Source organism: Bacteroides sp. NSJ-48, assembly GCF_014287405.1.
GTDB classification, from domain to species: domain Bacteria; phylum Bacteroidota; class Bacteroidia; order Bacteroidales; family Bacteroidaceae; genus Bacteroides; species Bacteroides stercoris.
In genome coordinates, this window is the sequence record NZ_JACOOD010000011.1 from 21456 (window position 1) to 45738 (window position 24283).

At 43.8% G+C, this 24283-nt stretch carries 24 protein-coding genes and 4 tRNA genes; 2 read left to right on the plus strand and 26 right to left on the minus strand.

Going from position 1 to position 24283, the window contains the following annotated elements:
* Positions 1–3: 3 nt before the first annotated feature.
* The 26 genes from rpsS to rpsU form a co-directional block, all read right to left on the minus strand.
* The gene (gene rpsS / locus H8S52_RS07105; protein WP_002558070.1) at positions 4–273 is read right to left on the minus strand and encodes a 30S ribosomal protein S19; all 270 of its coding nucleotides are present in this window, start codon (positions 271–273) and stop codon (positions 4–6) included.
* A 20-nt stretch (positions 274–293) separates the two neighbouring features.
* Positions 294–1118 (minus strand): 50S ribosomal protein L2, encoded by an 825-nt coding sequence (gene rplB, locus H8S52_RS07110; protein ID WP_060385716.1) that lies wholly within the window; start codon positions 1116–1118, stop codon positions 294–296.
* Between the two features lie 5 nt (positions 1119–1123).
* Entirely contained in the window at positions 1124–1417 is a 294-nt protein-coding gene (gene rplW, locus H8S52_RS07115) for a 50S ribosomal protein L23 (RefSeq protein WP_005656548.1), read from the minus strand.
* Between the two features lie 16 nt (positions 1418–1433).
* Positions 1434–2060, minus strand: a complete 627-nt coding sequence (gene rplD, locus H8S52_RS07120) for a 50S ribosomal protein L4 (RefSeq protein ID WP_186909539.1) — start codon at positions 2058–2060, stop codon at positions 1434–1436.
* Positions 2060–2677 carry a 50S ribosomal protein L3 gene (gene rplC / locus H8S52_RS07125; protein ID WP_005656556.1) on the minus strand — a complete coding sequence of 206 codons (618 nt, stop codon included), beginning with the start codon at positions 2675–2677 and terminating at the stop codon, positions 2060–2062. Before rplC ends, rplD begins: the two co-directional genes overlap by 1 nt.
* A 19-nt stretch (positions 2678–2696) precedes the next feature.
* Positions 2697–3002, minus strand: a complete 306-nt coding sequence (gene rpsJ, locus H8S52_RS07130; protein ID WP_004291244.1) for a 30S ribosomal protein S10 — start codon at positions 3000–3002, stop codon at positions 2697–2699.
* A 90-nt stretch (positions 3003–3092) separates the two neighbouring features.
* Positions 3093–5210, minus strand: a complete 2118-nt coding sequence (gene fusA / locus H8S52_RS07135) for an elongation factor G (protein WP_060385714.1) — start codon at positions 5208–5210, stop codon at positions 3093–3095.
* Between the two features lie 56 nt (positions 5211–5266).
* A complete protein-coding gene (gene rpsG / locus H8S52_RS07140) occupies positions 5267–5743 on the minus strand; it encodes a 30S ribosomal protein S7 (protein ID WP_005656559.1) in 477 nt (158 codons plus the stop codon).
* Positions 5744–5897: 154 nt separating this feature from the next.
* Positions 5898–6299 carry a 30S ribosomal protein S12 gene (gene rpsL / locus H8S52_RS07145; RefSeq protein ID WP_004291249.1) on the minus strand — a complete coding sequence of 134 codons (402 nt, stop codon included), beginning with the start codon at positions 6297–6299 and terminating at the stop codon, positions 5898–5900.
* A gap of 116 nt (positions 6300–6415) precedes the next feature.
* Positions 6416–6727: a DUF3467 domain-containing protein gene (locus H8S52_RS07150; RefSeq protein WP_016660791.1), complete on the minus strand. Its 312-nt coding sequence runs from the start codon at positions 6725–6727 to the stop codon at positions 6416–6418.
* A gap of 425 nt (positions 6728–7152) precedes the next feature.
* The gene (gene rpoC / locus H8S52_RS07155) at positions 7153–11448 is read right to left on the minus strand and encodes a DNA-directed RNA polymerase subunit beta' (protein ID WP_005656561.1); all 4296 of its coding nucleotides are present in this window, start codon (positions 11446–11448) and stop codon (positions 7153–7155) included.
* A gap of 113 nt (positions 11449–11561) precedes the next feature.
* Positions 11562–15374, minus strand: a complete 3813-nt coding sequence (rpoB, locus tag H8S52_RS07160) for a DNA-directed RNA polymerase subunit beta (protein WP_016660792.1) — start codon at positions 15372–15374, stop codon at positions 11562–11564.
* 105 nt (positions 15375–15479) lie between these two features.
* Complete coding sequence (gene rplL, locus H8S52_RS07165; protein ID WP_004291279.1) at positions 15480–15857, minus strand: 50S ribosomal protein L7/L12; 378 nt, start codon at positions 15855–15857, stop codon at positions 15480–15482.
* A 60-nt stretch (positions 15858–15917) separates the two neighbouring features.
* A complete protein-coding gene (gene rplJ, locus H8S52_RS07170; protein ID WP_004291281.1) occupies positions 15918–16439 on the minus strand; it encodes a 50S ribosomal protein L10 in 522 nt (173 codons plus the stop codon).
* 15 nt (positions 16440–16454) lie between these two features.
* Positions 16455–17153: a 50S ribosomal protein L1 gene (rplA, locus tag H8S52_RS07175; RefSeq protein WP_005656564.1), complete on the minus strand. Its 699-nt coding sequence runs from the start codon at positions 17151–17153 to the stop codon at positions 16455–16457.
* Positions 17154–17168: 15 nt separating this feature from the next.
* Complete coding sequence (gene rplK, locus H8S52_RS07180) at positions 17169–17612, minus strand: 50S ribosomal protein L11 (RefSeq protein ID WP_004291286.1); 444 nt, start codon at positions 17610–17612, stop codon at positions 17169–17171.
* Positions 17613–17669: 57 nt separating this feature from the next.
* A complete protein-coding gene (nusG, locus tag H8S52_RS07185) occupies positions 17670–18212 on the minus strand; it encodes a transcription termination/antitermination protein NusG (protein ID WP_016660793.1) in 543 nt (180 codons plus the stop codon).
* Positions 18213–18225: 13 nt separating this feature from the next.
* Positions 18226–18414 carry a preprotein translocase subunit SecE gene (gene secE, locus H8S52_RS07190; RefSeq protein WP_004291288.1) on the minus strand — a complete coding sequence of 63 codons (189 nt, stop codon included), beginning with the start codon at positions 18412–18414 and terminating at the stop codon, positions 18226–18228.
* 14 nt (positions 18415–18428) lie between these two features.
* Positions 18429–18501: transfer RNA gene (locus tag H8S52_RS07195), tRNA-Trp, on the minus strand.
* 54 nt (positions 18502–18555) lie between these two features.
* Positions 18556–19740 carry an elongation factor Tu gene (tuf, locus tag H8S52_RS07200; protein WP_117907031.1) on the minus strand — a complete coding sequence of 395 codons (1185 nt, stop codon included), beginning with the start codon at positions 19738–19740 and terminating at the stop codon, positions 18556–18558.
* A 49-nt stretch (positions 19741–19789) separates the two neighbouring features.
* Positions 19790–19861, minus strand: a tRNA-Thr gene (locus H8S52_RS07205).
* Positions 19862–19877: 16 nt separating this feature from the next.
* Positions 19878–19960 (minus strand) — tRNA-Tyr (locus tag H8S52_RS07210).
* A gap of 70 nt (positions 19961–20030) precedes the next feature.
* A tRNA-Thr gene (locus H8S52_RS07215) sits at positions 20031–20104 on the minus strand.
* 96 nt (positions 20105–20200) lie between these two features.
* Entirely contained in the window at positions 20201–20500 is a 300-nt protein-coding gene (gene hpf, locus H8S52_RS07220; RefSeq protein ID WP_117984937.1) for a ribosome hibernation-promoting factor, HPF/YfiA family, read from the minus strand.
* A 15-nt stretch (positions 20501–20515) separates the two neighbouring features.
* On the minus strand, positions 20516–21400 hold the full coding sequence (gene xerA / locus H8S52_RS07225; RefSeq protein ID WP_186909540.1) for a site-specific tyrosine recombinase/integron integrase: 885 nt from the start codon (positions 21398–21400) through the stop codon (positions 20516–20518).
* A gap of 70 nt (positions 21401–21470) precedes the next feature.
* The gene (rpsU, locus tag H8S52_RS07230; protein WP_002558090.1) at positions 21471–21662 is read right to left on the minus strand and encodes a 30S ribosomal protein S21; all 192 of its coding nucleotides are present in this window, start codon (positions 21660–21662) and stop codon (positions 21471–21473) included.
* A gap of 270 nt (positions 21663–21932) precedes the next feature.
* Between rpsU and H8S52_RS07235 the strand changes: the two genes are divergently transcribed.
* Positions 21933–23726: an aminopeptidase P family protein gene (locus H8S52_RS07235; protein WP_186909541.1), complete on the plus strand. Its 1794-nt coding sequence runs from the start codon at positions 21933–21935 to the stop codon at positions 23724–23726.
* 14 nt (positions 23727–23740) lie between these two features.
* Positions 23741–24256: a gamma carbonic anhydrase family protein gene (locus H8S52_RS07240; RefSeq protein ID WP_005656571.1), complete on the plus strand. Its 516-nt coding sequence runs from the start codon at positions 23741–23743 to the stop codon at positions 24254–24256.
* Positions 24257–24283: the final 27 nt, after the last annotated feature.

A 24283-nucleotide genomic window follows, 5' to 3' on the forward strand; every position in this document is an offset into this window, starting at 1 on the left:
GTCTTATTTTTTCTTGTTACCAGCGTGTCCTCTGAATGTACGAGTTGGAGCAAATTCGCCCAACTTGTGTCCTACCATGTTTTCGGTAACATAAACAGGAATAAATTTATTTCCATTGTGAACTGCAACAGTATGGCCTACAAAATCAGGCGAAATCATTGAAGCTCTGGCCCAAGTCTTAACTACCACTTTCTTGCCCGATTCATTCATGGCAAGCACTTTCTTCTCAAGCTTAACGTTAATATACGGACCTTTTTTTAATGAACGACTCATAATTTACTCAATTAATCAGATTACTTCTTTCTTCTCTCAATAATATACTTAGACGATTGTTTCTTCGGAGCTCTTGTCTTAAGACCCTTAGCATACAATCCCTTACGAGATCTCGGGTGTCCTCCTGAAGCACGTCCTTCACCACCACCCATCGGGTGATCAACCGGGTTCATAACAACACCACGGTTACGCGGACGACGTCCTAACCAACGAGAACGTCCAGCTTTACCTGAACTTTCCAATCCATGATCTGAGTTACCAACGCTACCGATAGTAGCCTTACATGTGCTGAGGATCTGACGAACCTCGCCTGAAGGCAACTTGATAACGCAGTATTTACCTTCTCTTGAAGTCAATTGAGCGAAGTTTCCGGCTGAACGAACCAAAGCAGCGCCTTGACCCGGACGTAATTCGATGTTGTGAATTACAGTACCGACCGGAATATTCTGAAGCGGAAGAGCATTTCCGATTTCCGGAGCAGCAGTTTCACCTGACATCAAAGTCGCACCAACTTGCAATCCATTGGGAGCAATAATATATCTTTTTTCACCATCTGCATAAAACAACAGAGCGATACGAGCCGAACGGTTCGGATCGTATTCAATTGTTTTAACCACTGCAGGTACACCGTCTTTATTTCTCTTGAAGTCTACGATACGGATAATCTTCTTACTACCGCCACCGATGTAGCGCATGGTCATTTTACCTGTATTGTTACGACCGCCGGAAGATTTCTTACCAAATACAAGAGACTTTTCTGGTACTCGTGCAGTAATTTCTTCGAAAGTACCAATAATTTTATGTCTTTGCCCCGGTGTTGTGGGCTTAAATTTACGTACTGCCATTTCTTTTAAATATTGCTATAAAAATCAATAGTATCTCCTTCTTTCAACGTAACAACAGCTTTTTTGTAAGCGTTTGTACGTCCGTTGATGATACCTGCGCGTGTATAACGGCTCTTGTTCTTGCCGGCATAACGAATTGTATTCACATCAACCACGGTAACGTTGTAAAGGGCTTCAACTTCGTTCTTAATTTCCAGTTTATTAGCTTCAGGACGCACGATAAAGCCGAAACGATTGTTCGACTTATCAGTAATTGCAGTCATCTTCTCTGTCACTAACGGTTTAATAATAATTCCCATTATTTAAGCCTCCTTTTTACATTAAGATATTGTCGATAGCAGAAAGTGCACTTTCAGCAAACACAACAACACCAGCGTTCAATACTCTGTAAGTATTTAACCCTGAGATAGTCTGCACATTAGCGCCCTTTACGTTACGAGCCGACAAATATACGTTTTTATTTGCTTCCGGTAAAACAACAAGCAGCTTTTTGTCAGAAACTTTAAGATTTTTTGTCATAACAACAAAATCTTTTGTCTTAGGAGCTTCAAAGTTGAAGTCTTCTACTACAATGATGGCATTGTTCTGAGCCTTATATGCCAAAGCTGACTTACGTGCCAGAGCTTTTACTTTCTTATTCAGTTTGAAGTAGTAATCTCTCGGTTTCGGACCAAATACACGTCCACCACCAACGAGTACCGGTGAGTTCATGTCACCACGACGTGCACCACCGCCACCTTTCTGGCGACCGATTTTGCGAGTAGAACCGCTGATTTCGCTTCTTTCCTTTGACTTGTGTGTACCCTGACGCTGGTTAGCCATAAACTGTTTAACGTCCAAGTAGATAGCGTGGTCGTTGGGCTCAATTCCGAAGATAGACTCGTTTAACGTAATCTTTCTCCCAGTGTCTTCACCTTTAATGTTATATACGTTAACTTCCATTATTTCTCAATTATTACGATTGAACCTTTGCAACCAGGAACAGAACCCTTAATCAAAAGGAGATTGTGCTCCGCGATTACTTTTAATACTTGCAGATTTTGAACAGTTACTCTGTCACCACCAAGTTGTCCGCCCATGCGCATTCCCTTGAATACTTTTGCAGGGTAAGAACAAGCACCGATAGAACCCGGTTTACGGGCACGGTTGTGCTGACCGTGAGTAGTCTGACCTACACCACCGAAACCATGACGTTTCACAACACCCTGGAAGCCTTTACCTTTGGAAGTACCTACAACGTCTACATAATCAGCGCCTTCGAACAATTCTACGGTAACAGTATCACCCAGATTCAATTCTGTCTCAAATTCTTTGAACTCAGCCAAGTGTTTCTTGGGAGTTACTCCAGCTTTCTTAAAGTGGCCCATAAGAGGCTTTGTAGTGTGCTTTTCCTTCTTGTCCTGGAAACCCAACTGAACAGCTTGATAGCCGTCCTTTTCTACAGTTTTCACTTGAGTAACAACACAAGGACCTGCTTCGATAACAGTGCATGGTACATTCTTACCCTCGGCACTGAAAACGGATGTCATTCCGATTTTTTTTCCTAATAATCCTGGCATTTCACTTAATTTTTAATACTTACACTTTGATTTCTACTTCCACACCACTCGGTAACTCCAACTTCATCAGAGCATCTACTGTCTTAGCTGTTGAGCTATAGATGTCAATTAATCTCTTGTAAGAAGAGAGTTCGAATTGTTCACGCGACTTCTTGTTAACGAAAGTCGAACGGTTTACGGTAAAGATACGCTTATGCGTAGGGAGAGGAATTGGACCGCTAACGATAGCGCCTGTTGTCTTCACCGTTCTTACAATCTTCTCAGCTGACTTGTCAACCAAGTTGTGGTCGTAAGATTTCAGTTTAATTCTAATTTTTTGACTCATTACTGTCTTAGTTATTAATAGTGTTATTATATAAGATAAAGTCCCGTAGGTTAAGAGTCATTCGCTAACCTACGGACTTTAGTTATTATTTTAGATTAAGTCTGTACGACCTTTTACTTCTTCCAATACTGCCTTGGCAATAGAGTTGGAAACCTGAGCGTGGTGAGAATATACCATTGAAGAAGTTGCACGACCAGAAGTGATAGTACGCAACGCAGTTACGTAACCGAACATTTCTGCCAGCGGAACCATTGCCTTCACGATACGAGCACCAGAACGGCTTGATTCCATACCTTCTACCTGACCGCGACGCTTGTTCAAGTCACCGATAACGTCACCCATGTTTTCTTCCGGAGTAACAACTTCCAGCTTCATGATAGGCTCCATCAATACCGGACCTGCCTTAGCGCAAGCGTTCTTGTATGCCTGGATAGCACAGATTTCAAATGACAACTGGTCAGAGTCAACCGGGTGGAAAGAACCGTCGATCAAAGTTACCTTCAGTGAATCCAACGGATAACCGGCCAATACACCGTTCTTCATTGCAGTTGTGAAACCTTTCTGTACAGACGGGATAAATTCCTTAGGAATATTACCGCCCTTCACTTCGTCAACAAACTGCAAGCCGCCTTGAGTAAAGTCCTCATCAACCGGACCGATGTTCACGATGATATCGGCAAACTTACCACGACCACCAGACTGTTTCTTATAAACTTCACGCAAGTTAACAGTCTTCGTAATAGCCTCCTTGTAGTTAACCTGAGGTTTACCCTGGTTACACTCAACCTTGAATTCACGTTTCAGACGGTCGATGATAATATCCAAGTGAAGCTCACCCATACCGGAAATAACTGTCTGACCTGTCTGTTCGTCAGTCTTAACCGTAAACGTCGGGTCTTCTTCAGCCAATTTAGCCAAACCGTTAGACAGTTTATCCATATCCTTCTGAGTCTTAGGCTCAACTGCGATACCGATTACCGGTTCGGGGAAGTCCATAGATTCCAATACGATCGGTGCGGTTTCGTCGCACAGCGTATCACCGGTATGGATATCCTTGAAGCCTACACCGGCACCAATATCACCGGCGCCAATCACCTCAACAGGATTCTGTTTATTTGAGTGCATCTGAAACAGACGTGAAACACGTTCTTTCTTACCAGAGCGAGAGTTATAAATATAAGAACCGGCTTCAATCTTACCTGAATAAACACGGAAGAAAGTCAGACGGCCTACATACGGGTCGGTTGCAATCTTGAACGCCAAAGCAGAAGTCTTTTCATCCTCGCTCGGCTTACGGTCTTCTTCAGCACCGGTTTCAGGGTTTGTACCAACCACATTCTCTGTATCCAGCGGAGAAGGCAAGAATGCACAAACATAGTCAAGCAAAGTCTGTACACCCTTATTCTTGAATGAAGAACCACACAACATAGGAACAACAGCCATCTGTACTGTAGCGTTGCGAAGAGCTCTCAATATTTCTTCTTCTGTAATAGTAGAAGGATCATCGAAATATTTCTCCATCAAAGCATCGTCGAACTCAGCTACTTTTTCGAGCATCTTATCTCTCCATTCGTTAGCTTCGTCTACCAAATTAGCAGGGATTTCCTCTACTGTATAGTCGGCACCCATAGTTTCGTCATGCCAGTAGATAGCCTTCATCTTGATAAGGTCTACCAAACCTTTGAAAGATTCCTCAGCACCGATAGGCACAACGATAGGACAAGGATTAGCACCCAAAACGTCCTTCATCTGACGAACAACCTCAAAGAAGTCGGCACCCGAACGGTCCATTTTGTTAACGTATGCGATACGCGGTACGTTATATTTATCAGCCTGACGCCAAACAGTTTCAGATTGCGGTTCAACGCCACCAACTGCACAATAAGCAGCAACAGCGCCGTCAAGAATACGCAAAGAACGCTCTACCTCAGCGGTAAAGTCAACGTGTCCCGGAGTATCAATCAAGTTGATTTTATAAGTATTACCGGCATATTTCCAACGAGTGGTAGTAGCAGCGGAAGTAATAGTGATACCACGTTCCTGTTCTTGCTCCATCCAGTCCATTGTAGCGGCACCATCGTGCACCTCACCGATTTTGTGAGTCAAACCCGTATAAAACAAAATACGTTCAGAGGTTGTTGTCTTTCCGGCATCGATGTGGGCCATGATACCGATATTACGTGTCAAATGTAAATCATTCTTTGCCATTTTCTAATTCCTTTTACTTTAAGTTTTTAATCTTTGATTGGTTATCTCTTATAGTATTAGAATCTGAAATGAGCAAACGCACGGTTAGCCTCGGCCATTCTGTGCATATCTTCTTTACGTTTGAAAGCACCGCCTTGTTCATTGAAAGCATCCATGATTTCAGCAGCCAGTTTGTCAGCCATTGATTTACCGCCACGCTTGCGGGCAAAGATAATCAAATTCTTCATAGAAATTGACTCCTTGCGGTCAGGACGAATTTCAGTAGGAACTTGGAAAGTAGCACCACCTACACGGCGAGACTTCACTTCCACTTGAGGAGTTACGTTGTCCAAAGCTTTTTTCCAGATTTCAAGAGCTGATTTCTCTTCATTCTGCATTTTGTTCTTCACTGTTTCCAAAGCGGCGTAGAAGATTTCATAAGAAGTATTCTTCTTTCCGTCGTACATCAGGTGGTTAACGAACTTGGAAACTTTCACATCATTAAAAACGGGATCCGGAAGGATGATACGTTTTTTAGGTTTTGCTTTTCTCATTTGTCTGAAAGAATAATGTTTTTCGTTCTTGGTTGTTTACTTCTGTCTTCTTCAACTCTCCCTCCGGAGTGTTTACTCAACCTTTAGCATTTCCAACAAACTAAAACGTAAGTTATTACTTTTAATTTTACTGTTTATCAGTTTGGCCGCCTAATTATTTCTTCTTAGCGGGAGCAGCCTGTCCCGGTTTCGGACGTTTAGCACCGTATTTAGAACGTCTTTGAGTACGGTTAGCAACACCTGCAGTATCCAAAGTACCACGAACGATGTGATAACGTACACCCGGAAGGTCTTTTACACGACCGCCGCGAACCAATACGATTGAGTGTTCCTGCAAGTTGTGACCTTCTCCCGGAATGTAAGAGTTCACCTCTTTACCGTTAGTCAAACGTACACGAGCTACTTTACGCATAGCTGAATTCGGTTTCTTCGGAGTGGTTGTATACACTCTCACGCAAACGCCACGTCTTTGAGGACAAGAATCCAAGGCTGGAGACTTACTTTTCTCTACCAAAACCTCGCGTCCTTTTCTTACTAATTGCTGAATTGTAGGCATTTTAATTGTTTTTAGTTATATATTATGTTTATATTAATTCAAAACTATACACTTTTGGGCTGCAAAGATACTAATAAGTTTTGAATAATCAATGCACTACAAGTTTTTTTTTGATTTTATGCTTCACCCTTAATGTTAGGCAATGGCGGAATAGGTTGCTCATCCGGCATGCGGATAGGGCCGAAAGCACGTTCATATTTACCAACATTTTCTTCAAGCGCACGCAGCAGACGCTTGGCGTGTTCGGGTGCCAATACAATACGCGATTGAACCCCGGCTTTGGGCATTCCCGGCATTACCCGAATAAAATCCATGATAAACTCCGAACTGGAATGAGTGATAATGGCAAGATTGGCATACGTGCCTTGGGCCACTTCTTCTTTCAGCTCTATCTGTAACTGTCCGTTATTATTTTCCTGATTTTCCATATTATCGTATATCATTATAATTGAATGACAAATATACTTCTTTCATTCCGACACACAAAATACTCCAAGATAAAAGTAACAGTACGACCTGAACAAAAAAGGCACTTGATATGTCCTGAAATTGCATGGTCTGTTCGGATAGAACACATCATCTGATTTACCTGAACAGACCATACGTTTACCCCCAACCGATGGTCTGTTTTATTTGAGCCAATGGCACGCTTCCCCTCCTCCCCTTCACCCTCAAACATCCATGAATAAAAGGATGTGAAGGGGGCATGCAAATCTTTATTCTACTATTACATTGCACTCTTCTTACATCAGACCGAAAAGAAGCCGGTTTGCAACAAATATAAAAAAAGAAGAGAATCCCGGGAGATCCTCTTCTTTCACTATAAAAATTACTGATTGTATTAACGTAGTAATTACTCTTCTACCTTATCATCAACTGCATAATCGAGCACCGTTTTCTTGTTGGCAAGCATACGATCGTACTCTTCTTTCGAACCGACAATAATCTTCTCGAATTCACGCTGGCCTGTACCGGCAGGAATCAAGTGACCGCAGATAACATTCTCTTTCATACCTTCCAGACGGTCTACCTTTCCGTTGATAGCAGCTTCGTTGAGTACCTTCGTCGTTTCCTGGAAAGAAGCGGCAGACATAAAGCTTGAAGTCTGCAAAGCCGCACGGGTAATACCTTGAAGAATCTGTGTAGAGGTAGCAGGCACAGCATCACGTACTGAAACGGGTTTCAAGTCACGGCGCTTCAGCATGGAGTTTTCATCGCGCAACTTGCGGGCAGTAACAATCTGTCCCGGTTGCAGGTTCTGAGAATCTCCGGCATCTACTACAACTTTCTTGCCCCAGATACGGTCGTTCTCTTCCATGAATTCGAGCTTATCCACTACCTGTTGTTCCAAGAAGCGGGTATCGCCCGGTTCATCGATTTCAACCTTACGCATCATCTGACGAACGATAATTTCAAAGTGCTTATCGTTAATCTTCACACCTTGCAGACGATAAACGTCCTGTACTTCGTTTACGATATATTCCTGTACAGCCGTAGGACCTTTAATGGCAAGGATATCGGCAGGAGTAATGGCACCGTCGGACAACGGAGTACCGGCACGCACGTAGTCGTTCTCCTGTACCAGTATCTGTTTGGACAGCGGTACGAGATATTTCTTAACTTCCCCGGTCTTAGAGGTAACGATAATTTCGCGGTTACCACGTTTCACCTTACCCATTGTGACCTCACCGTCAATTTCGGAAACCACAGCAGGATTGGACGGGTTACGTGCCTCGAACAATTCGGTAACACGGGGAAGACCACCCGTGATATCACCCGCCTTACCAACGGCACGCGGAATCTTCACGATTACTTCACCGGCTTTTACCTTCTGTCCGTTTTCCACTACTACGTGACCACCCACAGGAAGGTTATAGGTACGGATTAGTTCGCCATCTTCAGTCATGATGTGCGCTGTAGGCACTTTCGTCTTGTCCTTAGACTCAATGATGATGATTTCGCGCAAACCGGTAGATTCATCGGACTCTACCTTATAGGTAACGTTTTCAATAACGCCTTCAAACTCAATCTTACCGGTAGCCTCGGTAATGATAACTGCGTTGAACGGGTCCCAACGGGCTATAAGTTTGCCTTTCTCTACTACTTCACCATCCGCTGCATAGAGTGTAGAACCATAAGGCACGTTATGCGTAGAAAGTATGATACCTGTATTGACATCTACGAAACGTACTTCTGCCAGACGGCCTACTACCACCTTAGCCGGTTCGCCTGCTTCGTCAATAATATCTACTGTACGGAGTTCTTCAAATTCCAGACGGGAAGGATTCTTGGCAACAATACTTGCATTAGCAGCGATATTGGCTGCCGTACCACCGGCATGGAACGTACGCAACGTCAACTGTGTACCTGGCTCACCGATAGACTGCGCAGCGATTACACCGACAGCTTCACCTTTCTGAACCATACGGCTTGTAGCCAGATTACGGCCGTAGCACTTGGCACAAACACCCTTCTTGGATTCACAAGTCAATACAGAACGGATTTCAACGCTCTCAATCGGAGAGTCTTCAATCTTCTGTGCAATGGCTTCAGTGATTTCTTCACCACCTGCAACAAGCAATTCACCGGTTGTGGGGTGAACGATATCATGTACGGATACACGTCCCAGAATACGTTCGTACAATGTAGCGATTGTCTCATCGTTATTCTTCAAAGCTGTACAAACCAGTCCGCGAAGCGTACCGCAGTCTTCTTCGTTGATAATCACATCGTGAGATACGTCAACCAGACGACGGGTCAAGTATCCGGCATCGGCCGTCTTCAAAGCGGTATCGGCAAGACCCTTACGAGCACCGTGAGTAGAGATAAAGTACTCCAACACGGAAAGACCTTCCTTAAAGTTAGAAAGAATCGGGTTCTCGATAATCTGACCGCCTTCGGCACCTGCCTTCTGAGGTTTCGCCATCAAACCACGCATACCGGAAAGCTGACGAATCTGCTCCTTAGAACCACGGGCTCCGGAATCCAACATCATGTATACGGAATTGAATCCCTGATCGTCGCTCGAAATAGTTTTCATCAAAATGTTTGACAACTCGGAGTTTACATGTGTCCAGATATCAATTACCTGGTTGTAACGCTCGTTGTTGGTGATGAAACCCATGTTATAGTTGTTGATTACCTGCTCTACTTCTTCGTAACCTTTCTGCACCAGCGCTTCTTTCTCTTCGGGAATAATAATATCTCCCAAGTTGAACGAAAGACCGCCTTTGAATGCCATCTGATAACCGAGGTTCTTGATTCCATCCAGGAATTCGGCTGCCTCTGCCACACCACAAACCTTGATTACGTGACTGATGATGTCACGAAGTGACTTCTTAGAGATAATCGTATTGATATAACCCGCTTTGGCAGGTACAATTTCGTTTACAATAACACGACCTACTGAGGTGTCGTGCATCATCTTGTCTACCACATTGCCGTTTTCGTCAATGTCCTTAACGATAACGCTGATAGGTGCGTGAATGTCGCACTTACCTTCGTTGTAGGCAATAAGCGCTTCTTCCGGACCGTAGAAAGTAAGGCCTTCACCTTTAGCTCCTTTACGCAGTTTGGTGATATAGTACAAACCGAGTACCATATCCTGTGCAGGCACTGTGATAGGCGCACCGTTGGCAGGGTTCAAGATATTATGTGACTGGAGCATCAGCATCTGTGCTTCCAGAATAGCTTCGTTACTCAAAGGCAAGTGAACGGCCATCTGGTCACCGTCGAAGTCGGCGTTGAATGCCGTACATGCCAACGGGTGCAACTGGATTGCCTTGCCTTCAATCATCTTCGGCTGGAACGCCTGGATACCCAGACGGTGCAGTGTCGGAGCACGGTTCAACAATACCGGATGTCCTTTCATTACATGTTCCAGGATGTCCCAGATAACAGGCTCCTTACGGTCTACAATCTTCTTGGCACTCTTCACCGTCTTCACAATACCACGCTCGATGAGTTTACGGATAATGAACGGTTTGTAGAGTTCGGCCGCCATGAGTTTAGGAATACCGCACTCACCCATTTTCAGCTCCGGACCTACAACAATTACGGAACGTGCAGAGTAGTCGACACGCTTACCCAACAAGTTCTGACGGAAACGTCCCTGCTTACCTTTCAAACTGTCGGAAAGTGACTTCAAAGGACGGTTGGCATCAGTCTTCACTGCGCTTGACTTACGAGAGTTATCGAACAATGAATCGACAGCTTCCTGCAACATACGTTTCTCATTACGTAAAATCACCTCAGGAGCCTTGATTTCAATCAATCTCTTCAAGCGGTTGTTACGGATGATAACGCGACGGTAAAGGTCGTTCAAGTCGGAAGTAGCGAAACGCCCGCCATCCAACGGAACCAACGGACGAAGTTCGGGCGGGATAACCGGTACGATACGTACAATCATCCATTCGGGCTTGTTGCGTCCGCGTGATGCACGGAAAGACTCAACTACCTGCAAACGCTTCAAAGCTTCGCTCTTGCGCTGTTGTGAAGCATCGCTGCCTGCACGGTTACGCAGTTCGTAAGACAATGAATCAAGATCAATGCGCGACAGCAAGTCATAAATGGCTTCTGCACCCATCTTGGCAACAAACTTATTGGGGTCTGAATCTTCAAGGTACTGATTATCGCTTGGTAACTTTTCCAACAGGTCCAGATATTCTCCTTCTTCAAGCAAATCATACTGTGCCACTTCGCCTTCCAATATACCCGGCTGGATTACTACATAACGCTCGTAGTAAATAATAGCATCGAGTTTCTTGGTCGGTAAACCCAGCAAGTAACCGATTTTATTAGGAAGCGAACGGAAATACCAAATGTGAGCCACCGGCACAACCAGCTGGATGTGTCCCATACGCTCACGACGTACTTTCTTTTCTGTCACTTCCACACCGCAACGGTCGCACACAATGCCTTTGTAACGGATACGTTTGTACTTACCGCAATGGCACTCATAATCCTTAATAGGACCGAAGATACGCTCGCAGAACAAACCGTCGCGTTCCGGCTTATACGTCCGGTAGTTAATGGTTTCAGGCTTTAAAACTTCACCACTCGAATTCTCAAGGATTTCTTCGGGAGAAGCCAAACCGATAGAGATTTTCGAGAAATTACTCTTTATCTTGTTATCTTTTCTAAAAGCCATACTTTTATATATAATTGATAATTGAGAATTAAAAATTGAAAAACAATGTTGATAAGTCGGGAATTGAGAATCGAGAGACATTAGCTCTCAACTCTCAATTTCCAAATTTCAATTTATTCTAAGTTGATGCTCAAGCCCAAACCTCTCAACTCGTGCAACAATACATTCAGTGATTCAGGAATACCCGGAGCTGGCATCGGCTCACCCTTAACGATTGCTTCATAAGCCTTGGAGCGTCCGACAACATCATCAGACTTGATAGTCAGGATTTCCTGCAGGATATGCGCAGCACCGAATGCTTCGAGCGCCCAAACCTCCATTTCTCCGAAACGCTGACCACCGAACTGTGCCTTACCGCCCAACGGCTGTTGTGTAATAAGCGAATAAGGACCGATAGAACGTGCGTGCATCTTATCTTCAACCATGTGACCGAGTTTCAACATGTATGTCACACCCACTGTAGCCTGCTGTTCGAAAGCCTCACCTGTACCACCATCATACAAAGTGGTTTTACCATAACGGGGCAAACCGGCCTTGTCGGTCCATTCGTTCAGGTCATCCAGCGTAGCACCATCAAAGATAGGCGTAGCAAACTTAACTCCCAAGTTCTTTCCGGCACGTCCCAAAACAGCCTCGAATATCTGACCGATGTTCATACGTGAAGGCACACCCAGCGGATTCAATACAATATCTACCGGAGTACCGTCTGCCAAGAACGGCATGTCTTCCTGACGTACCACGCGTGAAACGATACCTTTGTTACCGTGACGACCGGCCATCTTATCACCAACACCGATTTTACGCTTCTTGGCAATATAAACCTTAGCCATCTGGATGATACCTGCAGGCAACTCGTCACCGATAGTAATAGCAAATTTCTTACGCTTCAACTCTGCATCGAGTTCCTTATATTTCTTGATAAAGTTCGTTACCAGTGCACGGATCAATTCATTGGTATGCTCGTCTTTTGTCCAATTGCTCAACTGAATAGCAGTAAAGTCTATATCACTGAAATCAGAAGCATAGAATTTAGCGCCTTTACTGATTACTTCAGCTCCCATATAGTCTTTCACACCTTCTGAAGTATGATTTTCTGTGAGCTTCAAAAGCTTATTTACCAATATTTTCTTCAAATCAGCCACCTTGCTATCGAACTCATCATCAATCTTCGGCAGCAATGCCTTGTCGGCCAATTTAGAACTACGAGTCTTGATAACGCGGGAGAACAGACGTTTACCGATAATCACACCTTTCAAAGAAGGAGATGCCTTCAAAGACGCATCTTTCACATCACCAGCCTTATCACCGAATATGGCACGAAGCAACTTTTCTTCCGGAGAAGGGTCAGACTCCCCTTTCGGAGTAATCTTACCAATCAAAATATCACCCGGCTCGATACGGGCACCTACACGCACAATACCATTCTCGTCAAGGTCTTTGGTAGCCTCTTCACTTACATTAGGAATATCGGAAGTCAACTCTTCCATACCGCGCTTCGTTTCACGAACTTCCAAAGAGTATTCCTCTACGTGTACGGAAGTCAAAAGGTCTTCGCGAACCACACGTTCGTTCAATACGATAGCGTCCTCATAGTTGTATCCCTTCCAAGGCATGTAGGCAACCAACAGGTTCTTACCCAAAGCAAGTTCGCCCTGTTCGGTTGAGTAACCCTCGGTAAGGATTTGTCCCTTCGTCACACGCTGACCTTTCTCGCAAATAGGACGAAGGTCAATCGTCATGTTCTGGTTGGTACGACGCCATTTGGGAATAGTATATTCTTTCAGTGCAGATTCGAAGCTTACAAACTCTTCCTCTTCCGTACGATCGTACAGAATGCGGATAGTCGTAGCATCTACAAAGTCAACCACACCTTCGCCCTCAGCAGTAATCTGCGTACGAGAGTCACGTGCAAGCTGACGTTCGATACCTGTACCTACAATCGGAGCTTCACTCTTCAACAAAGGAACTGCCTGGCGCATCATGTTCGATCCCATCAACGCACGGTTAGCATCGTCATGTTCCAAGAACGGAATCAGAGATGCTGCAATAGAGGCAATCTGCTGTGGCGATACGTCCATCAGCTCTACCTCATCAGGAGCTACAACCGGATAATCGGCATCCTGACGGGATTTTACTTTGTCGCGGACGAAAGTTCCGTCTTCATTCAAAGGTGCATTACCCTGAGCGATAATCTTCTCTTCTTCTTCTTCGGCTGTAAGGTAAACCAAACCTTCATCCGAAAGGTCTACCTTTCCGTTAGCCACCTTACGGTACGGTGTCTCAATAAAACCAAGCTGATTGATTTTAGCAAACACACAAAGTGAAGATATCAAACCAATGTTCGGACCTTCAGGCGTTTCAATCGGACAAAGACGACCGTAGTGGGTATAGTGTACGTCACGCACCTCAAAACCGGCACGTTCACGTGACAAACCACCGGGACCCAAAGCTGACATACGGCGCTTGTGAGTGATTTCGGCAAGCGGATTGGTCTGGTCCATGAATTGTGACAAGGCATTTGTTCCGAAGAAAGAATTGATAACGGAAGAAATAGTCTTGGCGTTAATCAAATCGATCGGGGTAAAGACTTCATTGTCACGAACGTTCATGCGCTCGCGGATAGTACGGGACATACGTGCCAAACCGATAGCAAACTGGTTTGACAACTGTTCGCCTACCGTACGTACACGACGGTTGCTCAAGTGGTCAATATCATCCACATCTGCTTTTGAGTTTATCAACTCAATCAGATACTTGATAATCTCAATGATATCTTCCTTGGTGAGTACACGGACATCCATGTCAGTCGTCAAATTCAACTTTCTGTTGATACGGTAACGACCTACATCACCCAAGTCGTATCTCTTTTCTGAGAAGAACAGGTTATTAATAACCTCACGCGCGCTGGCATCATCGGCAGGATCTGCATTACGCAACTGACGATAGATATAAAGCACTGCTTCTTTTTCCGAATTACTGGGGTCCTTCTGCAGAGTATTATATATGATAGAGTAGTCAGACTGGTTCGGTTCTTCCTTATGTACAAGGATATTCTGAACGCCTGACTCTAATATAATGTCAATATGTTCCGGCTCGATTATAGTTTCACGGTCGATAACCACTTCGTTACGCTCAATAGAAACAACTTCACCGGTATCTTCGTCTACAAAATCCTCAATCCATGTTTTCAATACACGTGCTGCCAACTTACGACCTACAATCTTCTTGAGGTTCGTCTTATTCACTTTCACGTCTTCCGCCAGATTGAAGATTTCAAGAATGTCCTTATCATTCTCAAAACCGATAGCTCTCAGCAATGTGGTTACCGGTAACTTCTTCTTACGGTCGATATAGGCATACATGACATTGTTGATGTCAGTAGCAAACTCAATCCAAGATCCTTTGAACGGGATGATACGGGCTGAGTACAACTTAGTACCGTTGGCATGCACGCTTTGACCGAAGAATACGCCCGGTGAACGATGAAGCTGCGACACAACAACACGTTCCGCACCATTGATAACGAATGTAGCCTTATCCGTCATATAAGGAATCGGACCCAGGAATACATCCTGAATAACCGTATCAAAATCTTCGTGGTCAGGGTCGGTACAATATAATTTCAATTTTGCCTTTAAGGGTACGCTATAAGTAAGCCCTCGCTCTATACATTCGTCTATGGTATAGCGCGGCGGATCAATATAGTAGTCCAAAAACTCAAGAACAAAATTATTTCTTGTATCGGCAATGGGGAAGTTTTCAGCAAATACTTTATACAGTCCCTCGTTCTTACGTTTCTCGGGTGGGGTATCCAGTTGTAAAAAGTCTTTGAATGACTTCAATTGTACTTCCAGGAAATCCGGATATTCCAGCGGATTCTTAGTCGAAGCAAAATTAACTCTTTGATTTACAGTATTTGAAGACATCTGTTAATGGATTTGTAGAACTTAATTTTAAATATATACACAAAAAGGTAAAGAACCCTTTTCACGAAGGGTTCCTTACCGAATTACCTGATTTACAGGCTAATGTTATTTAAGTTCAACTTCAGCTCCAGCTTCTTCCAATGTTTTCTTCAATGATTCTGCTTCGTCTTTAGCCAAACCTTCTTTTACTACGCTAGGAGCACCGTCTACCATGTCTTTAGCTTCCTTCAAACCAAGACCGCAAGCTTCCTTAACGGCTTTAACTACTTGAAGTTTAGCTGAGCCAGCGCTCTTCAATACTACATCGAAAGAAGTTTTTTCTTCAGCGGCAGCAGCACCACCAGCTGCAGGGCCAGCAGCAACAGCAACAGCTGCAGCAGCAGGTTCAATACCGTATTCTTCTTTCAGGATAGTTGCAAGTTCATTAACTTCTTTTACTGTCAAGTTAACTAATTGTTCTGCAAAAGCTTTCAAATCTGCCATTTTTGTATGATTTTAATTGTTTAATTACTAAAATAAATTGATGTTTTTTTGTTTCCGAAGTTACGCTTCGGGACGTTCACCGAGAGTCTTGAGAACTCCGTGAATGGTGTTACCACCTGATTGCAGAGCAGAAATAACATTCTTGGCCGGTGATTGCAGCAAGGCAACGATTTCGGCAATAACTTCATTCTTACTCTTGATACTTACGAGAGCATCCAACTGGTCAGCACCAACATAGAAGCTTTCTTCTGCATATGCAGCTTTCAATCCGGGAATACCGTTCTTTGCTTTATCTTTCAGCAGTTTCGCAGGTGCATTCGCTGTATTGCAAAACATTACAGCAGTCGTACCTTTCATGCAACCGTAAAGCGGAGAATAATCCTCTTCCAGGCTTTCCAATGCTTTATGAAGCAATGTATTCTTAACTACCATCAATTTGATGTCAGCCTTGAAACACAAAGCTCTCAACGCGCTTGTATCGGCAGCGTTCATAGCAGTGGTATCTACCAAATAGAAGTGACCGTATTCCTTAACTGTAGCAGCAATCTGCTCAATAATCGTACTTTTATCTTCCTTTCTCATTATTACTCCGTTTTATTAGATTTCTTCTACAGATTTCGGGTCAATCTTGATACCCGCACTCATCGTGCTAGAAAGATAAATACTCTTGATATATGTACCCTTGGCTGCGGTCGGTTTCAATTTATTCAAAGTAGAGATGAATTCTTTCGCATTGTCGCGAATTTGATCAGCACTAAATGAAACTTTACCGATAGAAGTATGAACGATACCGCTCTTGTCAACTTTAAAGTCGATTTTACCTTGTTTTACTTCTTTTACAGCTTTAGCAACATCCATAGTCACAGTGCCACTCTTCGGATTCGGCATCAATCCACGAGGACCGAGTACACGACCGAGCGCACCAATCTTACCCATGATAGACGGCATAGTGATGATTACATCAATATCAGTCCATCCACCTTTGATCTTTTCAATATATTCGTCAAGACCAACATAGTCAGCTCCGGCTTCTTTTGCAGCAGCTTCAGCATCCGGTGTACAAAGCACCAAAACGCGTGTAACCTTACCAGTACCGTGAGGAAGTGATACAACACCTCTCACCATCTGGTTAGCCTTACGCGGGTCAACGCCCAAACGTACGTCGATATCCAGAGAAGCGTCAAACTTAGTAAAAGTAATTTCCTTTACCAATTGAGCAGCTTCTTTGAGAGAGTATGCTTTCCCTGCTTCAATTTTTTCTGCAGCCAACTTTTGATTTTTTGTCAGTTTACTCATTCTAATTGAAGTTTATTAGTTATTAACCGGGAACTCCCCTTTTACAGCGATACCCATACTACGAGCTGTACCGGCAACCATCTTCATGGCAGCTTCTACAGTGAAACAGTTTAAGTCAACCATCTTGTCCTGAGCAATCGTACGAACCTGTTCCCAAGTAATCTCGGCAACTTTCTTACGGTTAGGCTCAGCAGAACCACTCTTTACCTTAGCTACTTCAAGTAATTGAATAGCAACGGGAGGAGTCTTGATTACAAAATCGAAAGACTTGTCTGCGTAGTAAGTGATAATCACAGGAAGAATTTTTCCTGCTTTGTCTTGGGTTCTGGCGTTGAATTGCTTGCAAAACTCCATGATGTTGATTCCCTTAGAACCCAGAGCAGGTCCAACGGGAGGTGATGGATTTGCCGCGCCTCCTTTAATCTGTAATTTGATTAGTCCAGCAACTTCTTTAGCCATTTTTTAATTGATTTATATATAAACATTAATGAAGAATATTACAGCGTAACACCTGTCCTATTCTTTTTCTACTTGCATAAAGCCCAATTCGAGCGGAGTCTTCCGTCCGAATATCTTTACCATGACCTTCAGTTTCTTCTTCTCGGTATTCACTTCTTCGATGATTCCGCTAAAGCCACTGAACGGACCGTAATTCACTTTTACAGTCTCGCCGACTACATACGGGATATTCAGTTCTTCACCGGCATCCTGCAATTCGTCAACTGTACCAAGTATACGATTCACTTCCGACTGTCTCAGAGGAACGGGTTTTTCCGATCCACCCAAGAATCCTATCACATTAGGAGTATTTCTCAGATGGTGAGCGACCTCACCAACCAGAGCAGCCTCCACCAAAACGTAACCAGGGAGATAACTTCTCTCTTTCACAATTTTCTTACCATTGCGAACCTGATATACCTTTTCGGTAGGAATCAATACCTGAGACACATAATCACCAAGGTCGCTGTTTTTGATATCAGCTTCAAGATATTCCTTTACCTTAGTTTCTTTACCGCTAATAGCACGCAAAACGTACCATTTCTTTTCAATCTCAGACATTTCTCCTTCTTTTTTAATGTGGATAAACAAATTCCATTAAATGCTGGAAACAGAAGTCCATCGCAAACACCACCAGTGCAATAAGCAGGGAAGCATATAAAACAACTACTGCACTGTTAGTAAGTTCAGAATACGTAGGCCACGACACTTTATGAACAAGCTCGTCGTAAGTTTCTTTAAAATAAGCTACTATCTTCTTCATTTCAAAAATATTAGCACGGGAGGAGAGGCTCGAACTCCCGACACCCGGTTTTGGAGACCGGTGCTCTACCAACTGAGCTACTCCCGTGTGAACATAATCAGTTCCCAGTAAATACCGGGAACTGATTAAGATATTTGGTTATTAGTCGAGAATTTCAGTAATCTGACCAGAACCTACTGTACGACCACCCTCACGGATAGCGAAACGCAAACCTACGTTCAATGCTACCGGATAGATCAGTTCTACAGTAATTTCTACGTTATCGCCAGGCATTACCATTTCAGTTCCTTCCGGAAGAGAAATTTCACCTGTACAGTCCATAGTACGCAGATAGAACTGAGGACGGTATTTGTTGTGAAACGGAGTGTGACGACCACCTTCTTCTTTCTTCAAAACATAGATAGAAGCTTTGAACTTAGAGTGAGGTTTAATCTGACCCGGCTTACAAAGAACCATACCACGTTTGATTTCGTTCTTATCGATACCACGGAGCAACAAACCTACGTTATCACCGGCTTCACCCTGATCCAGCAATTTGCGGAACATTTCAACACCAGTTACAACAGACTTCTTGTCTTCACCCAAACCGAGGATTTCAACTTCGTCACCTACATGGATAACACCAGCTTCGATACGACCTGTAGCTACAGTACCACGACCAGTAATTGAGAACACGTCTTCAACCGGCATCAGGAACGGTTTATCAACATCACGCGGAGGCAATGGAATCCAATTGTCGCAAGCGTCCATCAATTCCATAACTTTTTCTTCCCACTTTTCAACGCCGTTCAATGCGCCAAGAGCAGAACCCTGGATGAAAGGAGTGTTGTCGCCATCGAATTCGTAAGCTGAAAGCAGTTCACGCATTTCCATTTCAACAAGTTCCAGCATTTCAGGGTCATCTACCATATCGCACTTGTTCATAAACACAACCAGTCTGGGAACGTTTACCTGACGAGCCAACAGAATGTGCTCACGAGTTTGAGGCATCGGACCATCGGTTGCAGCAACCACGATAATAGCACCATCCATCTGAGCAGCACCAGTTACCATGTTCTTAACGTAGTCGGCGTGACCCGGACAGTCTACGTGAGCATAGTGACGATTAGCTGTTTCATACTCAACGTGTGAAGTATTGATAGTAATACCTCTTTCCTTTTCTTCAGGAGCGTTGTCAATCTGATCGAATGATTTTACTTCAGAAAAACCTTTCTTGCCTAATACTGTAGTGATAGCAGCAGTCAACGTGGTTTTACCGTGGTCTACGTGACCAATTGTACCAATGTTTACGTGCGGTTTGGTACGTTCGAATTTCTCTTTAGCCATAGCTTTACTTGTTATTTATTTGATTAATAATCAGCTTTTACATTTTATGAGCTGTTACCGGGACTTGAACCCGGGACCTCTTCCTTACCAAGGAAGTGCTCTACCGCTGAGCTATAACAGCAAGAAAACCGGAGTTGTGGGCAAAGATGGATTCGAACCACCGAAGGCGTAAGCCAGCAGATTTACAGTCTGCCCCATTTGGCCACTCTGGTATTTGCCCAATCATAGAACTCTTTTTCTTTTTCTGAATTCTCTCGGGCGTTTCCACCCTTTAATGATAATTCATTTCGAGCCTCTTGTCGGATTCGAACCAACGACCCCGAGATTACAAATCACGTGCTCTGGCCAACTGAGCTAAAGAGGCAATCTTTTTAAAAATGCAACCGCAACGTTCTACCGCGAGCGAAACGGCTGCAAATTTAGACATTTATTTTTTACCCGCAAAATTTTAAGCGGATTTTTATTTACTTCGTTGTTTTTCCTTGTATTTAACCAGCTGTTTTTCCAAAGCTCCCAGACAAAGATCCACTGCTTCTTCAAACGTATCACAAACCTTATTCGCATAAAGTTCACCATTGGGTACCAATACTTTCACCCCGGCTTCTTTATTTTCGGCTGTTTCCGGCTTAACTACCTTTAATGACACCTCTACTTTCTCTATATCATCGTAAAATTTCTCCAATTTAGCAGCTTTCTTCTGAATAAAAGCCTGCAACTGCTCTGACGCATCAAAGTGAATCGATTGAATTCTAACTATCATACTTACCTCCTTTTTTTAGGCTCGAGGATGAGCCTGATTATACACTTTTTTAAGCTCTTCAAAAGTAGTATGCGTATAAACTTCCGTAGTCGCCAAACTTTCATGCCCCAACAGCTCTTTTATCGAGCTCAAATCAGCGCCATTGTTCAGCATAGCCGTTGCAAAGGTATGCCTCAGCACATGCGGACTTCTTTTTTTTACAGTTACTACCTTTGACAGGTTTCGTCTCACAATATATGCTACGATACCGCGGCCAAGCCTTTCTCCATTCTTTCGGACAAAAAAAGCATCCGAACGAACCGGCAATGCTTGATTCCGCACATTGACATACTCCTGCATGGAACGCCCCAATTCTTTATCAAAAGGTATCAGACGTTGCTTATTCCGTTTTCCGGTCACTTTAATAAGAGAAGCAGAAAAATCAACATCCTTATCATCCAACCCTATCAATTCCGAAAGCCTCATACCTGTCGTATAAAACATTTCGATAATCAAACGGTCGCGATACCCTTCAAACCTTTCTCCAAAGTCGACATCATCCAACAACCTATCCACTTCACCTTCTCTCAGAAAGACAGGAAGCGGTTTCTTTTTTTTCGGCCCTGTTACTCTCCGTAACGGATCTGCCGCCACCAATCCTTTCTTTAAAAGATACTTGTAATATGTCCGGACAGAACTCAACTTTCGATTCACCGTATTAGGCGCATAACCTTTATCCATCAGGGAAACAATCCATTCACGAACAAGATCCGCACCTACATCCGACGGGGCCAAATCTCCCAACAGCTTCTCACCAAACTTCTGCAACTCAAGAATATCCGCCCGGTAATACCTTACAGTACCTTCAGAATAATTCCGTTCATACAGAAGATAGTCGAGAAAAGAATCTGTCAACAGCATATCGTTACATCTAAATCATGCAACGAATGTATGAAAAAGAATTCAATAATTCAAAGGAAATTACGAATTATTAATCTTCTACTTGTTGAAGTTGCTGAACGTAAACTGCACGCTCTTTCTTAAGTCTTTTAGTCACAGACGGTTTATCAAACTGTTGTCTGCTTCTCAACTCTTTAACGATACCAGTCTTTTCAAATTTTCTTTTAAATTTCTTCAGCGCTTTTTCAATGTTTTCGCCTTCTTTTACAGGTACTACAATCATTTTTTTGTTTTTAAAATTTAAATGGTTTATAAAATCTCACGATTAAATTGAGCGGCAAAATTACACATACTTTCTTTATTCACAAAACTTTCGACAAAAAAATCGACAATCCTAACATAAAATACCTGCCTTTCTTACTGACAGTTATCAAAACTGCCCGCAGATAAGATTTCACTTACAGAAGCAACAATAGAAAAATAACAGAATTTACTCCATGTAATACAAGTAAAGTGAGTATCTTTGAAAACGCTTATCAACACCTTATACAGTATGAATTTAATAATTAATGAACGTATTGCCGCCTTGCGGACACACATTGCCCAAGAAAACATACAGGCATTCATCATTCCAAGCACAGACCCTCACCTCAGCGAGTACGTGGCTCCCCACTGGCAGTCGCGGGAATGGATTTCCGGATTTACAGGTTCAGCCGGCACGGTAGTTATAACAGCAGAAGAGGCCGGTTTATGGACCGACTCCCGTTATTTCCTGCAAGCCGCCCGGCAGATAGAAGGAACTGAAATCACATTATACAAAGAGATGTTGCCTGAAACGCCAAGTATTCCGACATTCTTGAACTCACGCCTGCAAGAGGGAGACACCGTAGGAATAGACGGAAAAATGTTCTCGGCCAAAGAAGTGGAGCATCTGCAAGAAGCATTGAGAAAGAGCGGTATTCATGTAAAAAGTGTTGCCGACCCCCTGCAACTGTTATGGAAAGACCGCCCGGCAATGCCATTGTCTCCCGCGTTTATTCACGACACACAATATGCCGGCAGGAGCTTTACGGAGAAACTTGCAGCCGTCCGAAAAGAGATGGACGCAAACGGTGCTGAGTCTTTGCTACTGTCGGCACTGGATGAAATAGCCTGGCTGCTCAACATTCGAGGAAATGACGTACACTGCAACCCGGTTGTTGTCAGCTACCTGCTGATAGAGAAAAACGCAGTGCATTATTTCATCCAACCGCAAAAAGTCACAGCAGAGCTAACTTCCTATTTTAACGTTAATGGTATCTCCGTACATACATATGAAGAAATAGAAGATTACCTTAACCACTTCCCTGCAAGAAGCATACTGGCAGATTCCGCCAAAACAAATTACGCCATCTACTCGGCAATCAATCCGCAATGCCGGATAATCGACGGCACATCCCCCGTAACTCTACTGAAAGCCATCCGCAACAAACAGGAAATAGCCGGCATCCATACGGCTATGCAAAGAGACGGCGTTGCATTGGTTAAATTTCTGAAGTGGCTGGAAGATGCCGTCCCTACAGGTCGGGAAACAGAAATCAGTATAGATAAAAAGCTGCATGCTTTTCGGGCTGCACAACCACTTTACATGGGCGAAAGCTTTGATACGATTGCCGGCTATAAAGAACATGGAGCCATAGTTCACTATGAAGCCACTCCCGAAACGGATGTAACACTGAAAGCGGAAGGCTTTCTTTTACTGGACTCCGGAGCCCAATATCTGGACGGAACGACAGATATAACCCGTACCATCGCACTTGGCAACTTGACGGAGGAAGAGAAAACCGATTACACCTTAATATTGAAAGGCCATATCGCACTGGCAACGGCGGTATTCCCTGAAGGCACCCGCGGAGCGCAACTGGACGTATTGGCACGCCTCCCGATATGGAAGCAGCACATGAATTATCTGCATGGAACCGGCCACGGAGTGGGACATTTCCTCAATGTACACGAAGGACCGCAGAGCATCCGAATGAACGAGAATCCCATTCCCTTGCAACCGGGTATGGTCACTTCCAACGAACCAGGCGTGTACAAGGCCGGAAGCCACGGCATCCGCACCGAAAACCTGTTACTGACAGTTCCTGCCGGCGAAGGCATGTTCGGCAATTATCTGAAGTTCGAGACCGTCACGCTCTGTCCTATCTGCCGGAAAGGAATCATCAAGGAATTGCTGACTGCCGAAGAAATCGAATGGCTGAACGAATACCATCGAGTTGTATACGAAAAGCTATCTCCCGACTTAGAAAATGATGAAAAAGAGTGGCTGAAAGAAGCATGTAAACCATTAATTATTAACCGATAACCAACAGAAAGAAAATGGCACTAATAAAATCAGTAAGAGGTTTCACTCCGGAAATCGGAGAGAATTGTTTTTTAGCAGATAACGCTACTATCATCGGAGATGTAAAAATGGGACGGGATTGCAGCATCTGGTTCAGTACCGTACTGCGCGGAGATGTTAACTCCATCCGCATCGGAAACGGTGTAAACATCCAAGACGGAAGCGTACTGCACACCTTATACGAGAAATCCACCATTGAAATAGGCGACCATGTATCCGTAGGCCACAATGTAACCATCCACGGAGCTGCAATCAGGGATTATGCACTTATAGGCATGGGGTCTACCATTCTGGACCATGTCGTAGTAGGCGAAGGCGCCATTGTAGCCGCCGGCTCATTGGTACTTAGCAACACCGTAATAGAACCGGGAAGCATCTGGGGTGGCGTACCTGCCAAATTCATCAAAAAGGTAGACCCCGAACAGGCAAAAGAACTAAACCAGAAGATTGCGCACAACTACCTGATGTACTCAAGCTGGTACAAGGAGTAAAGGTATCGGCTGCCTCTAAAAAGGAGA

Bases quoted from the DNA above. Each gene is read 5' to 3' on its own strand.
- hpf (WP_117984937.1), bottom strand. From the start codon at position 20,500: ATGATAGTTAGAATTCAATCGATTCACTTTGATGCGTCAGAGCAGTTG.
- nusG (WP_016660793.1), bottom strand. From the start codon at position 18,212: ATGTCTGAGATTGAAAAGAAATGGTACGTTTTGCGTGCTATTAGCGGT.
- rplK (WP_004291286.1), bottom strand. From the start codon at position 17,612: ATGGCTAAAGAAGTTGCTGGACTAATCAAATTACAGATTAAAGGAGGC.
- rplA (WP_005656564.1), bottom strand. From the start codon at position 17,153: ATGAGTAAACTGACAAAAAATCAAAAGTTGGCTGCAGAAAAAATTGAA.
- rplJ (WP_004291281.1), bottom strand. From the start codon at position 16,439: ATGAGAAAGGAAGATAAAAGTACGATTATTGAGCAGATTGCTGCTACA.
- H8S52_RS07150 (WP_016660791.1), bottom strand. From the start codon at position 6,727: ATGGAAAATCAGGAAAATAATAACGGACAGTTACAGATAGAGCTGAAA.
- rpoB (WP_016660792.1), bottom strand. From the start codon at position 15,374: ATGTCTTCAAATACTGTAAATCAAAGAGTTAATTTTGCTTCGACTAAG.
- xerA (WP_186909540.1), bottom strand. From the start codon at position 21,400: ATGCTGTTGACAGATTCTTTTCTCGACTATCTTCTGTATGAACGGAAT.
- tuf (WP_117907031.1), bottom strand. From the start codon at position 19,740: ATGGCTAAAGAGAAATTCGAACGTACCAAACCGCACGTAAACATTGGT.
- rplL (WP_004291279.1), bottom strand. From the start codon at position 15,857: ATGGCAGATTTGAAAGCTTTTGCAGAACAATTAGTTAACTTGACAGTA.
- fusA (WP_060385714.1), bottom strand. From the start codon at position 5,210: ATGGCAAAGAATGATTTACATTTGACACGTAATATCGGTATCATGGCC.
- rplW (WP_005656548.1), bottom strand. From the start codon at position 1,417: ATGGGAATTATTATTAAACCGTTAGTGACAGAGAAGATGACTGCAATT.
- rpsJ (WP_004291244.1), bottom strand. From the start codon at position 3,002: ATGAGTCAAAAAATTAGAATTAAACTGAAATCTTACGACCACAACTTG.
- rpoC (WP_005656561.1), bottom strand. From the start codon at position 11,448: ATGGCTTTTAGAAAAGATAACAAGATAAAGAGTAATTTCTCGAAAATC.
- rplB (WP_060385716.1), bottom strand. From the start codon at position 1,118: ATGGCAGTACGTAAATTTAAGCCCACAACACCGGGGCAAAGACATAAA.
- rpsS (WP_002558070.1), bottom strand. From the start codon at position 273: ATGAGTCGTTCATTAAAAAAAGGTCCGTATATTAACGTTAAGCTTGAG.
- rpsG (WP_005656559.1), bottom strand. From the start codon at position 5,743: ATGAGAAAAGCAAAACCTAAAAAACGTATCATCCTTCCGGATCCCGTT.
- secE (WP_004291288.1), bottom strand. From the start codon at position 18,414: ATGAAGAAGATAGTAGCTTATTTTAAAGAAACTTACGACGAGCTTGTT.
- rpsL (WP_004291249.1), bottom strand. From the start codon at position 6,299: ATGCCTACAATTCAGCAATTAGTAAGAAAAGGACGCGAGGTTTTGGTA.
- rpsU (WP_002558090.1), bottom strand. From the start codon at position 21,662: ATGATTGTAGTACCTGTAAAAGAAGGCGAAAACATTGAAAAAGCGCTG.
- H8S52_RS07235 (WP_186909541.1), top strand. From the start codon at position 21,933: ATGAATTTAATAATTAATGAACGTATTGCCGCCTTGCGGACACACATT.
- H8S52_RS07240 (WP_005656571.1), top strand. From the start codon at position 23,741: ATGGCACTAATAAAATCAGTAAGAGGTTTCACTCCGGAAATCGGAGAG.
- rplC (WP_005656556.1), bottom strand. From the start codon at position 2,677: ATGCCAGGATTATTAGGAAAAAAAATCGGAATGACATCCGTTTTCAGT.
- rplD (WP_186909539.1), bottom strand. From the start codon at position 2,060: ATGGAAGTTAACGTATATAACATTAAAGGTGAAGACACTGGGAGAAAG.